The following is a 12,354-nucleotide window of genomic DNA, read 5'->3' as shown; positions in this document are numbered from 1 at the left end:
ACCTGCGAAGTTAAGAAAATAGTTGACTAATGTGCCAATTTTGGCAACAATATGCATGCATAATTTATGCACACCAGCTAATTTATTAACGTTGCAGGTTTGGTTTATTTGATTTTTACCCAGTGATCTTCAATCTTATTCCCGTTGGGTAAAACGGTGAATAATTTAAGTGTATCATTACTAATTGCATAGGTATATTTCACTACTTTATTGAGCAATTGTGAGGATTGCAAACTGTAGGTTTGTGTTTCCAAACAGGTATCGGCCAGCAATTGATAATCTCCTTTTTCGTAAACCACATCCTTCTCGCCCTTTTCCTTTAAAACGGCTTTATAATGTGATTTATCGTAGGTACGCTGTAAAGAGTAAGCGGTTGAAGCGCTATCCGTTTTGCCATTAACCACGCCTCCCCTATATTCCCATACGCCCTTAAGCGGGTAATCCATCGCGGCAAATGAGCACAAAAAGCAAATTGTTAAAATTGGCAGTACAAGCTTTTTCATAGGTAATGATATTAAGCCCAGTTAATTCCTTTTTTTAATAAAGATAGTGTTTTTTCTTCCTCGCTACCCGGCGTTGCCTCGTAGTTATACACCCACTTGGCGGTTGGCGGCAGGCTCATCAATATCGATTCGATACGGCCATTGGTTTCCAGGCCAAATTTGGTGCCGGCATCATAAACCAGGTTAAACTCGGCGTAGCGGCTGCGGCGTTGGTATTGCCACAATTGCTCTTGTTCAGTAAATGATTTATGGCGGTTACGGTTAACCAACTCGGTATAAGCCGGAATAAACGAACGCCCCAATGCTTTCGAAAAATCAAAAATATCCTCCCATGATAATTCATCATTGGCAGTAAGCCTGTCGTAAAAAATGCCGCCTATACCCCGGGTTTCGTTTCGGTGTTTGATGAAAAAATAATCATCGGCCCAAAGTTTAAACCGGTGGTAAAAATCATGATAATAGCTATCACAAACGTTTTTTAAGCTGGTATGAAAGAATTTAGCGTCCTCCTCAATAACGTAGTGCGGCGTAAGATCGATACCGCCACCAAACCACCGTATGGGCTTATCTGTGCCACCGATAGTAGATGGCATTTCAAAGTAACGTATGTTCATGTGGATGATAGGCACCATCGGATGGTTTGGATGGATCACTATGGAAACGCCCGTCGCGAAAAAATCGTCAGATTCTACCTGCAGAGCCCTTTTCATACTATCGGGTAGCTGGCCATGCACGGCCGAAAAGTTTACGCCCCCCTTTTCAAAAATATTGCCGTTTTGGATAACACGCGTACGGCCGCCGCCGCCGCCTTCCCGCTCCCATTTCTCCTCTTCAAATTTAGCTTGGCCATCTGTCAATTCAAGCGCCGCACATATCTCGTCCTGTATCTGTTGGTAGTCTGCAGCTATTTGTTCTTTGCTAATCATTAATGCAAATGTAATTTTATTAGTCTTATTTGAGAATTTGAAGATTTGAGAATTTGAAGATGAAAAAAGGGACAATGGCCCTCCAATTTTCAAATCTTCAAATTCTCAAATCTTCAAATTAACTGATCTCCACATAATCAAGGTCTTTGCCGAAAGTTTCTTTCAATTGGCTCAGCGAGAATAATGATATTACAGTTAGTAATCCCATCATGATATAGCCGGCGGAGATATAGCCGTAGTGATCTTTAAAAAGATTAAAAACCATAATTATGGGTATAAGTAAGCCACGTACAAAATTAGGCACCGTAGTAGTAACTGTTGACCGGATATTAGTACCAAACTGCTCAGAAGCAATTGTGACAAAAGTAGCCCAGTATCCAACGGTGCATCCCATACAGAAACTAAGAATTGCGAATTTTCCTGGAGTTATACCCTGGCTGCTTAGATAAAAATATACACTAACAACCGAAAGAACAAGGAAGACGGCCATTGTTAATTTTCGGGACTTGGTGAATTGTGCTAAAAGACCAGCCAAAATGTCGCCAATAGCAATGCCTATGTAGCTATAAAAAATACCATCGCCCGGTTTTATGGGTGTTGTTGCTCCTAAAGCTGCTCCAAATTTATCTGAAAAGCTAATTAGCACACCTACAACATACCATAACGGTGCGCCTATCAAAATACAATACAGGTACTTTTTCAAGCGCTCCCAGCTTGTTAACAACATAAGTATATTACCCTTAGATGCTCCGCTGTTTTTTTCGTTTTTAAACATTCCTGATTCAAATGTACCTATCCGCAGTAACAACAGAAAAACACCTAAACCCCCGCCAACAAAATAAGCATTACGCCATCCAAACTTTGCTACGGCGTAAGCAGCAGTTGCTCCAAATAAGCCAATTACTGCTACCATCATGGTGCCATATCCCCTGTTTTCCTTACTTAAAGTTTCACTTACCAATGTAATACCGGCCCCCAATTCACCGGCAAGGCCAATTCCCGCTATAAAACGTACAATAGCATAGGTATTCACATCGTGTACAAAACCATTGGCAAAATTGGCGATTGAATAAAGCAATATGGAGCCAAAAAGCACTTTTATACGTCCGAGTTTATCGCCTATAATACCCCACATGATTCCGCCAAGTAGCAAACCAAACATTTGCACGCTGATAATAAATTGACCTTTATCGGTGATTTGCTGTTCGTTCAATCCCAGATCTTTAAGGCTTGAAATTCGTACTATCGAAAAAACCAGCAGATCATAGATATCAACAAAATAGCCAAGCGATGCTACAAGTACGAGGAAAATCATGTTCCTGGTTGCCTTGGCGGCGGTAGAGTCAGTCATAGTTGTATATAATTGGGTGGCTAAAGTAGCAGAATTATGGATATAATTTCAAAAAAACAGCACAAAAAAAACCCCTGTGTATGCAGAGGTCCCTTATCAAGAACTTTGGTTATTTATGCTTTTTTAACATTTACTGCCTGTAATCCTTTTCTGCCTTCTTCCACTTCGTAGGTAACGTTATCATTATCTTTAATGGCATTTACGCCGCCTTGCACATCCTTAAAGTGTACAAAAAGATCTTTACCGTCTTCGGTAACAATAAAGCCATAACCTTTTTGTGTGTTAAACCATTTTACTTTTCCAGTTTTCATAATTATAATTATCGTATTAAAAAATTGTTGTGAGATTAAAAACTAAAGCCAAACTGAAAATAAAATGGTTTTAATGTTCAGACGGAATAGATAACCCTATCTTTTTCAAATATATAAAATAATTAATAAACCAAATAAAATTATTTATTTGGTTGCGGAGTAGTGCGTAAGTAGGGTTTTATGAGGGTGAAACCCTTTGGAAATTTGGCCGGAATGTCTTCTGTCTTGGTAGCAGGTACCACAACAACGTCTTCTCCGTCTTTCCAATCAGCCGGGGTAGCAACACCGTAATTGGCCGTTAATTGCAACGAATCAATAACCCTTAAAATTTCCTGGAAATTACGCCCGGTTGATGCAGGATAGGTAATAATTAACTTAACGGCTTTGTCGGGCCCGATAATAAACAACGAGCGCACCGTTGCGTTTACAGACGCATTGGGGTGGATCATATCGTAAGCTTCAGAAATTTTACGGTCTTCATCGGCAATAATCGGGAAGTTTACCTCTACTCCTTGCGTCTCATTAATATCGTTTATCCACCCGGTATGTGATTCAACAGAATCAACACTAAGGGCTAAAACTTTAACATTGCGTTTAGCAAATTCATCTTTTAACGCGGCTGTTTTACCAAGTTCGGTTGTGCAAACCGGTGTATAATCGCCTGGGTGCGAGAATAATACTGCCCAGCTATCGCCAAGATATTCGTAAAAGTCTATTTCTCCTGCCGAGGTTTTTGCTTGAAAATTTGGGGCTTTGTCGCCTAATCGTAAACTCATGACTATTTAAATTTTAGTAGAATAAAGTCTACTAAGTTAATATGCATTAATTGACAAATCCAAATTAATCAGAAATTATACCGCTTTTTACGCCAACATTACACAAGGTATGTTGTTGAACAATTGAACCATGCTAAAAACTAACATTAATGGCACGACATACCTACGATACCGGGATAATTGGAAACTGCGCTTTTTTGGCGCACATACACAAAAACACAAATATAGAATGGCTTTGCTGGCCGCGATTTGACAGCACTTTCATCTTTGGCGGCTTGCTGGACAAAAAAAAGGGCGGCGAATTTTCCATTTTACCCGAAGGAGAATTTTCGTCCCATCAGTATTACCTCGAGAATACTAATGTGCTAATAACAGAAATTAGTCCGGCTTCAGGCGGCATGTATCGGGTAACCGATTTTGCTCCCCGTTTTTACCAGCACCAGCGCTATTATAAACCTTTGATGCTGTTCAGGAAAATTGAAGCTATTGAAGGGTCGCCGAGGGTTAAAGTAAAATGTGAGCCGGTGTCTGAATACGGCGCTGTGAAACTTAGGGTAAACCGCGGCAGTAATCACATTCAATACCTGGGCGGCGAAGAGAACATCAGGCTAACCACCAATATTCCCATCAGCTATGTTTTTGATGGGCAGCCCTTTGTGCTTAACGAAATCAAATACCTGGCGCTCACTTATGGCGAACCATTGGAGGCGCCGCTGATTACAACTGCCGAGCGTTTTTTATCCGAAACTATCCAATACTGGCGCACGTGGATCAAACACTCCTCTATCGCCACTTATTTTCAACCATATGTAATCCGGTCCGGGCTGGCTTTGAAAATACACCAGTTTGAGGACACAGGAGCCATTATTGCAGCCAGCACTACCAGTTTACCGGAATCGCCGGGAAGTGGCCGTAATTGGGATTATAGGTACTGCTGGCTGCGCGATACTTACTATGTGATAACCGCACTTAACCACATTGGCCATTTTGAAGAAATGGAGCGGTATTTTAGTTACGTTACCGATATATCTTTTTCAACAAATGAGCGCTACCAGCCGCTGTATAGCATTACCGGTAAAAAAGATCTGGTAGAAATTGTTTTAACCGATTTGGAAGGCTACCTGGGCAACCAGCCGGTACGCGTTGGCAACCAGGCATCCGAACATATTCAGAACGATATTTACGGGCAGGTAATGATCTCTATGTTACCACTTTACACCGATCATCGCTTTGTTTTCTCCGAAAGGAAAGACTCGGTACGATGGATTGAGTTTTTGCTGAATAAGATTGAGTTTACAATTGACGAGAAAGATGCCGGCATCTGGGAGTTCCGTAACATGGCCAATATCCACTGTTACAGTAATTTGTTTCAATGGGCGGGAGCTTCAGCAGCCGAAAAAATGGCGCGTACGATTGATAATCAGGAACTGATTGATAAGGCAATAGCTTTAAAAGAACGCGCAGCCGCGCATATTGAAAGCTGTTATGACCCTGTCAGGAAGGTATACACCAACTCGGCAGGCAGTTCAAATCTGGATGCCAGTACCTTGCAGCTTATTATGATGAATTACCTCGACCCAACCTCGCAGCGGGCAAAGGATCATTTAATTGCACTTGAAAATGAGCTAAAAGCAACTAATGGATTATTTTACAGGTACCTATACAAAGATGATTTTGGCAAACCTAAAACCACTTTCCTTATCTGTGCATTCTGGTACGTTGAAGCACTGGCCAGTGTTGGCCGCTTAGACGATGCCCAGCGCGAGTTTGGCAACCTGCTCAAGTACTCCAACCACCTGCTGCTTTTCAGCGAGGATGTGGACGAAAATGACGGTAGCCAGTGGGGAAACTTTCCGCAGGCCTACAGCCATGTGGGATTAATGAACGCGGCTTACAGGATAGCTATTAAGTTGGATAGGCCAATTTTCCTCTAACACTTAACGCGATTTAAGGATTTTGCAGGATTGACAGGATTTTTTTTGATTAACTCCCGGTAAAATTCGTCATTAACGAAGTTTTACCAGGTATTTGAAATCTGCACATCTGCATTAGTCCTGCAAAATCCCTGAATCTTGTCCTACGTGTTGTTTGGTAAAACTGGTGAGTAGCTTTCGTACTTCCTGTGGGTTGCGCAGGTAAAATTTAGCTGCCGATAAATTACTGCCCACCTTAATGGTAATGGCGCTTTCTGGCAGGGCTTTAAAAATATCCTCATCAGTATAATCGTCGCCAAAGGCTATCACAAAGTCATAGTCTTTACCTTCTGTGAGTGTTAAAGCTGCCTTGCCTTTGTTGATATCCATATTCTTCACTTCCAGTACCTTATCCCCTGCCAATAGCTGTAAACCTTTATCGCTGGCCAGGTACTTGAGGTTATTCATCAACTCCCCTGCCCTAAGCTCGCCCAGACCGGCCTGGGCCTTGCGGTAATGCCACACCAGCGAGTATGTTTTTTCTTCGATGAACGATCCTGGTGTACGGTCTACGTACGTTTCCAATAACGGGTATATATCATGTTTCCATTGGTCAGACAGGCCGGCTATTTTATGCCAGGTAGTACCCGGTTGTTTAAACCAGGAACCGTGCTCGGCTATCAGGTACATATCCGTGTGCTGAAACCACTCGTCAAGATTTTCGTGCTTCCGGCCGCTGATAAGCACCACCTGGTTGGCAGGATCCTCTGTTAGTTTTTGAATGATGTTGTAAAGCTCTTTATCGGGGCTGGCCTGCTCAATGGCCGATCTGAACCCGACCAGTGTACCGTCGTAATCTAAAAAGATAATACGCTTTTTGGTTTTACTGTAGCGGTTAATGATAGATTGCTCGGTAGTGTTGCTCACGTGCCTGGTTTGCAATGAACGCTGCATGAGTTTTACCTCCTTAAGCCTGTCCATAAAAATTTTAACCCAATGCCTGATGTTAAATTTTGCCACCAGTTGCCGCATGGGAATCATGCGCCTTTTTTGCTCATCAATGGGCATGTTAATTGCCTGCAATATGGCCCTGCATACCTCGCCTGTATTATTGGGATTTACAATTATCGCATCTATTAATTCTTTAGATGCGCCGGCCATCTCGCTCATAATCAGCACACCATCGTTATTTACGCGACTGGCTATATATTCTTTACTCACCAAATTCATTCCATCGCGCATTGGTGTAACCAGGCAAACATCCGCTGTGGTATATAAGGCTGCAAGCGTCTCGAGGGGGAACGATCTGTAGTAATAGTGAATAGGGCTCCAATCCATAGTGCGGTAAATGGAATTGATGTTGCCCACTTTTTTATCAATCTCGTCGCGCAGGTGTGCATACTGTGGCACCGTGTCTCGCGATGGTACTACGATCATATAAAGGGCTATGTTTTCGATACACTCGGGACACAATTGCAGCAGTAATTCAAATGCTGCAAGCCTTTGTAATATGCCTTTGCTGTAATCAAGCCTGTCAACAGATAATATGAGTTTACTATCCTTAAAGTTATTCTTGATTAGTTCTATCTGGTGTTTTACATCGTCCTGTAGTGGTAACGATGCATATTTTTGCTCGTCAATCCCCATGGGGAACGATTCGACTACGATGGATCGCTCGCCGGTCGCGATGATATTTGCCGACGATGTTACCGGCAAAATACGGGTTGTAGCCCCTAAAAAGTGCCTTACATCATCAAAGGTATGCAGGCCAATAAGGTCGGCTCCAAGCATTCCTTCCAACAATTCCGACCGCCAGGGGATCAATCTGAACATCTCATGTGATGGGAAAGGGATATGCAAGAAAAATCCGATAGAAACATCGGGTATTTCGTGCCTTACCAGGGCCGGTAACAGCAGCAATTGATAGTCATGTATCCAAATAACATCGCCGGGTTCGGCAATAGTGAGTATTACATCCCTGAATTTTTTATTTACCGCCTGGTAATAATCCCAGTTTGATTGTTTATAGGTGGCGTAGGTAGATGCGTAGTAGTGAAAAACGGGCCATAAAACCTCGTTCGAGAAACCTTCATAATATTGATTAATCTCCTCCTGGTCAAGAAAAACGGGTACCAGGCTCAGTTCTTTCAACTGTTGTGTTACGGTATCTTTATCCTGCTGCTCGGTAATTTCAACCCCGGGCCACCCTATCCATACGTTATCACCTTGTTTGTAAATTGAACCTAAGCCGGTAGCTAAGCCTCCCTCGCTTGATGACAAATTGTAATCGTTATCGGTTTTAGAGATTTTTACAGGCAGCCGGTTAGATACGATAATGGTCTTTGGCATAATAATTATAAAATATATTAACTAATACTTTATAAAGGCTTAAACAGCCAAGTTGTTTGATAAAATTTAATTATTGCGATTATCATAAAATAAAAAAGCCATCCCAATAAATTGGAATGGCTTGTATTAAGGTATTTTTTGGAGAATTATTTCACTTGTTGAAAAAACTCAAGGTTTGCTTGTTGAGTTATCCTTACAAGTACTTCGTGTTTGTCGTTTTTCAGATCAACAAAGTATGAAGTAGCATCAATGTTTGCATTGATATCGGTATTAGCCTGGTAAACAATTACTTCGCTAACCTCGTAGCCAGCGTAGTCTTTGCTGATTTGTTTCATTGTTTTAGCAGGGATAGCTTTAGCGTCAACGCGTTGAGTTACACCAAGGTACTCGCCGTTAAGGTTGTAAAAAGCAGTTTTCCTTACGCCATCAACAGTAAATGTTGCTTTCTGGGTATTTTTAGTTACAGTCCAGTTCACATCTTTTGCATCAGCAAAGTCAACGGTGAAACCATGTAAGGCTATGTATGATACGTTAGTACCTCCATCATTCTTTTTACCGCCATCGGCAGCAAATACATTAACACTTAATAAAGCGGCAATTGCGGTTGTTAAAAATATCTTTTTCATGTTGTTTTAAATCTTAAATCCACAACAAAAATAGACTAATGTTATAAATTTGGCAACTATAATTTAATTTTTATGAATATTTGATAATTTTAGTGGATTTAAAGTATAAAATTTAATTTTTGGCAATTCACTTAGTGTATATTTTACAATATCTTAAAGAATTGCATGGCTTGTAAATCGGTTTAGCTAAATCTGAATGCAGTAAACAGGTAACTATTGGCTTGAACTCTGTAGTTCTTCAATAAATTTCCAGCGACAAAATGATGCCTTTAGCCCGAATGGAAAATTCTGCGAAATATTGAAGGGAAAAATGAGATTGTAAAAAGGACTGTCATGGTGAGTGGTAAAGTTTCGTGAAATTCTGAAGGAGGAATGACGTATATTGCATGGCGGCGAGTCGACTCACCCCGACGAGGCTCCGCCCGTCTGCCCCTCTCTCCGCTTCGCGCATAGAGGGGCAAAAAAAGAAAAATGGGCTTCACCCTCTTTGCGGCGCAGCCGGAGAGAGGGTGGTCGGGCGTAGCCTCGACCGGGTGAGTTGTAGCCAGCGTTCAAAAGCCGAATGATTATTTGAAGTGAAACACATCAAGTGCATGCTTTTATTGATTTGATTACCCCTTGCTAAATCGATTCAAGCAAAAAAGCCACCCCGGATACCGGGATGGCTTGTAATAGTTGTGATTTTTTAAAGGATTACTTTACTTGTTGAAAAAACTCAAGGTTTGCTTGTTGGGTTATCCTTACAAGCACTTCGTGTTTGTCGTTTTTAAGATCAACAAAGTATGAAGTAGCATCGATGTTTGAATTTACTTCGGTGTTAGCCTGGTAAACAATTACTTCGCCAACTTCGTAACCAGCGTACTCTTTGCTGATTTGTTTCATTGTTTTAGCCGGGATGGCTTTAACGTCAACGCGTTGAGTTACACCAAGGTACTCGCCGCTAAGGTTGTAAAAAGCAGTTTTCCTTACGCCATCAACAGTGAATGATGCTTTTTGGCAATTTTTAGTTACTGTCCAGTTTACATCTGTTGCATCAGCAAAGTCAACAGTAAAACCATGTAATGCTACGTATGATACATTTGCACCTCCGTCAGCTTTCTTACCGCCATCGGCAGCGAATACATTAACGCTTAATAAAGCGGCTATTGCAGTTGTAATAAATATCTTTTTCATGTTATGTTAAATTTTAAATCCACAACAAAAATAGACTAATGTTATAAATTTGGCAAATAAAATTTAATTTTTATGAATATTTGATAATAACAGTCAATTTGACGTATAAAATTTAGAGTTTCGCAAATCACTTAGTGTACAATTTACAATATCTTCACCCTGAAAATTAATTAATATCGATTTAGCAAGATGCTAAACCAATATATTCACGTTTGATTTACATTGAGTTAACCGTTGTCGGCAAATCCGGGATATAAAGTCATGCCCCCATCCATAAATATGGTTGTACCGGTTATATAGTCGGCCTGATCTGATGCCAGCCAGGCTGCCAGCTGCCCAATATCGCCAGGTTTGCCTATCCGGTTATAAGGTATCAGGGTTAGTAATTTGTCAAGGGCTTCGGGTGTATCCCAGGCAGATTTATTGATGGGGGTTTGAATAGCTCCCGGCCCGATGCCAACAACCCTGATTTTATGAGGGGCAAGCTCCTGGGCTATACTCTTCATAAACATACTGATACCACCTTTACTGGCGGCATAGTTTACATGCCCGGCCCAGGGAATTACTTCGTGTACGCTGCTCATACAAATGATTTTGCCGGCGGCCATGCTTATGTCTTCAACTACTCCCCTGCGGATAAATTCTTTGGCGGCTTCGCGCGAGCATAAAAACTGACCGGTGAGGTTGATGCTGATCACCGTATTCCAATCTGCTAAGGTCATATCTACAAATTTGGAATCTTTTTGCAGCCCGGCGTTGTTAACCAATATATCAATAGTGCCATAACGTGCAAACATTTGGGCAAACATGGCTTTTACCTCGTCTTCGTGGCTTACATCGGCCTGCACAGCGAACGCCTCGCCGCCACTGGCTGTTATTTGGGCTACAACATCATCGGCAGCCGCCTGGTTATGCGCGTAATTGATTACTACTTTGGCGCCCGCAGCGGCCAGCGCCAGGGCAACGCCTTTACCGATACCACTATCGGCGCCTGTTACTAAGGCTGACTGATTTTTTAACGGTGGAGTTTGGTTCATGCTAACAGTTTTTGTTGTTCAATATAACCAATAAAATTTTGACACGATTGAGGGATTTTACAGGATTTACAGGATTTTTTCTGAACCCGGATTAAACAGATGTCTCGTCCTCAAAAAAGTTTACATTTTTTTCTTTAGTCCTATTAGTTGTTTACAAAGACAAGACATACGCTGCTGTCATAGGGACAACGCCGAATGAATTAAGCCAAAACTTCGTCGGGTTCTGCTTCTTCTTTAATGCGGGCAACCATCATGATAATAAGTGCGCCGAAGCCCGATACTATGCCAAATGCCCAGCGTAAACCGGCTCCCTGGGCTACAAAGCCCACAAATGGGGGGATAATTAAGAAACCAAGGTAGCTTACGGTAGATATTGCTGCCAGGGCCTGCCCGCTTTTTAATGTTTTTGATCGGCCGGCCATACTGAATACCAGCGGCACTACACATGAAATACCTAAGCCAACCATGGCGTACCCAATAAAGGCAGTATAGATGTAAGGTAAAAGCACGGCCATTAAAAAACCAACTAAAATAAATATGCCGCTAAAGTTCAATACCTTTTTGATGCTTGTGGCAGCTACTATCCTATCGCCGGTAAAACGTCCAAGGGTCATAAAAAACATATAAACTACAAAGGCAGCTGTTGAGGTAGCTTTAGGCGCATGCAGCGCTTTTTGAAAGTAAATGCTGCTCCAGTCATACATCGTGTTTTCGCAGGCCATACAGGCAAAAGCAATGAGTGCGAATTTAAGGAGGCCTTTGTCTGGAAACGAGAAAACAGTAGTGCTGCTTTGTCCGTATGCGGCTTGCTCCAGCGTACTTGGGTAAAACCAAAGTGTGAGGATAAACAGTACAACACTTACACCAATAAGGTGATAGGTTGGCGCAACATTAAAATAAACCATAATATAGCCTACTGCCGCCCCGGCAAAACCTGCCAGGCTCCAAATGCCATGAAAAGTAACCATAATGGGTTTATCATACATGGCCTGCACCCCTACCGCCTGCGCGTTCACGGTTATGGCAATTATGTTACGGGTAGAGCCTATAAAAAACAACACCAAAATAAGCTCCCACATATAGGCAGTAAAACCAGGCAGGCAAAGCAACAAGGTAAATGCAGTTACCCCGCCAAACATGATACTACGACTGCTGAAATGCCTTAGCATTTTGGAGGTGATGGGCATGGTAAGCATCAGGCCTATTGGCAGGGCAAGTAAAACTACCCCTAATTCAGCATCGTTTAAATGTAACTGCTGTTGCAATGATGGGATGCGCGATGCCCAGGACGAGTACCCAAACCCCGAAATAAAGAAAAAAATACTGATGCCGGTACGTAGTTTAGCCCTGTTAGCAACACTGGTGTTGTCCATGCGGCAAAAGTAAAAA

Annotated in this window: 11 protein-coding genes; 1 reads left to right on the top strand and 10 read right to left on the bottom strand. The window is 41.9% G+C overall.

Annotated features, from left to right (window positions below):
• Positions 1–104: 104 nt before the first annotated feature.
• From AC1RM2_RS32905 to AC1RM2_RS32885, 5 genes are all read right to left on the bottom strand, one after another.
• Positions 105–503: a hypothetical protein gene (locus AC1RM2_RS32905; protein WP_492989369.1), complete on the bottom strand. Its 399-nt coding sequence runs from the start codon at positions 501–503 to the stop codon at positions 105–107.
• An 11-nt stretch (positions 504–514) separates the two neighbouring features.
• Positions 515–1,429: an oxygen-dependent coproporphyrinogen oxidase gene (hemF, locus tag AC1RM2_RS32900; RefSeq protein ID WP_492989368.1), complete on the bottom strand. Its 915-nt coding sequence runs from the start codon at positions 1,427–1,429 to the stop codon at positions 515–517.
• A 118-nt stretch (positions 1,430–1,547) separates the two neighbouring features.
• Positions 1,548–2,780: an MFS transporter gene (locus tag AC1RM2_RS32895; RefSeq protein ID WP_492989367.1), complete on the bottom strand. Its 1,233-nt coding sequence runs from the start codon at positions 2,778–2,780 to the stop codon at positions 1,548–1,550.
• 113 nt (positions 2,781–2,893) lie between these two features.
• Complete coding sequence (locus AC1RM2_RS32890; protein ID WP_492989366.1) at positions 2,894–3,091, bottom strand: cold-shock protein; 198 nt, start codon at positions 3,089–3,091, stop codon at positions 2,894–2,896.
• A 140-nt stretch (positions 3,092–3,231) separates the two neighbouring features.
• Positions 3,232–3,867 carry a peroxiredoxin gene (locus AC1RM2_RS32885; RefSeq protein ID WP_147060352.1) on the bottom strand — a complete coding sequence of 212 codons (636 nt, stop codon included), beginning with the start codon at positions 3,865–3,867 and terminating at the stop codon, positions 3,232–3,234.
• A 149-nt stretch (positions 3,868–4,016) separates the two neighbouring features.
• Between AC1RM2_RS32885 and AC1RM2_RS32880 the strand changes: the two genes are divergently transcribed.
• Positions 4,017–5,801: a glycoside hydrolase family 15 protein gene (locus tag AC1RM2_RS32880; RefSeq protein WP_492989365.1), complete on the top strand. Its 1,785-nt coding sequence runs from the start codon at positions 4,017–4,019 to the stop codon at positions 5,799–5,801.
• A 114-nt stretch (positions 5,802–5,915) separates the two neighbouring features.
• Here AC1RM2_RS32880 and AC1RM2_RS32875 read toward each other — a convergent pair whose 3' ends face one another.
• The 5 genes from AC1RM2_RS32875 to AC1RM2_RS32855 all read right to left on the bottom strand — a co-directional run bounded on the left by AC1RM2_RS32875 (position 5,916) and on the right by AC1RM2_RS32855 (position 12,338).
• Entirely contained in the window at positions 5,916–8,129 is a 2,214-nt protein-coding gene (locus AC1RM2_RS32875; protein WP_492989364.1) for a bifunctional alpha,alpha-trehalose-phosphate synthase (UDP-forming)/trehalose-phosphatase, read from the bottom strand.
• Positions 8,130–8,275: 146 nt separating this feature from the next.
• Positions 8,276–8,755, bottom strand: coding sequence for a hypothetical protein (locus AC1RM2_RS32870; protein ID WP_492989363.1), 480 nt, complete (start codon positions 8,753–8,755; stop codon positions 8,276–8,278).
• Positions 8,756–9,448: 693 nt separating this feature from the next.
• Complete coding sequence (locus AC1RM2_RS32865) at positions 9,449–9,928, bottom strand: hypothetical protein (protein ID WP_274213405.1); 480 nt, start codon at positions 9,926–9,928, stop codon at positions 9,449–9,451.
• A gap of 227 nt (positions 9,929–10,155) precedes the next feature.
• Positions 10,156–10,965: an SDR family oxidoreductase gene (locus tag AC1RM2_RS32860; RefSeq protein ID WP_492989362.1), complete on the bottom strand. Its 810-nt coding sequence runs from the start codon at positions 10,963–10,965 to the stop codon at positions 10,156–10,158.
• A gap of 200 nt (positions 10,966–11,165) precedes the next feature.
• Positions 11,166–12,338, bottom strand: coding sequence for an MFS transporter (locus tag AC1RM2_RS32855; RefSeq protein WP_492989361.1), 1,173 nt, complete (start codon positions 12,336–12,338; stop codon positions 11,166–11,168).
• Between the last annotated feature and the right edge of the window lie 16 nt (positions 12,339–12,354).

The organism is Mucilaginibacter sp. GW822-FHT03E02, from assembly GCF_058801545.1.
The sequence above is the reverse complement of the archived record's forward strand: the minus strand, read 5'-3'. Positions and strand labels throughout refer to the sequence as shown.

Coding starts and splice junctions, on each gene's coding strand:
- AC1RM2_RS32860 (WP_492989362.1), bottom strand. CDS start 10,965: ATGAACCAAACTCCACCGTTAAAAAATCAGTCAGCCTTAGTAACAGGC.
- hemF (WP_492989368.1), bottom strand. CDS start 1,429: ATGATTAGCAAAGAACAAATAGCTGCAGACTACCAACAGATACAGGAC.
- AC1RM2_RS32875 (WP_492989364.1), bottom strand. CDS start 8,129: ATGCCAAAGACCATTATCGTATCTAACCGGCTGCCTGTAAAAATCTCT.
- AC1RM2_RS32865 (WP_274213405.1), bottom strand. CDS start 9,928: ATGAAAAAGATATTTATTACAACTGCAATAGCCGCTTTATTAAGCGTT.
- AC1RM2_RS32855 (WP_492989361.1), bottom strand. CDS start 12,338: ATGGACAACACCAGTGTTGCTAACAGGGCTAAACTACGTACCGGCATC.
- AC1RM2_RS32880 (WP_492989365.1), top strand. CDS start 4,017: ATGGCACGACATACCTACGATACCGGGATAATTGGAAACTGCGCTTTT.
- AC1RM2_RS32885 (WP_147060352.1), bottom strand. CDS start 3,867: ATGAGTTTACGATTAGGCGACAAAGCCCCAAATTTTCAAGCAAAAACC.
- AC1RM2_RS32870 (WP_492989363.1), bottom strand. CDS start 8,755: ATGAAAAAGATATTTTTAACAACCGCAATTGCCGCTTTATTAAGTGTT.
- AC1RM2_RS32895 (WP_492989367.1), bottom strand. CDS start 2,780: ATGACTGACTCTACCGCCGCCAAGGCAACCAGGAACATGATTTTCCTC.
- AC1RM2_RS32890 (WP_492989366.1), bottom strand. CDS start 3,091: ATGAAAACTGGAAAAGTAAAATGGTTTAACACACAAAAAGGTTATGGC.
- AC1RM2_RS32905 (WP_492989369.1), bottom strand. CDS start 503: ATGAAAAAGCTTGTACTGCCAATTTTAACAATTTGCTTTTTGTGCTCA.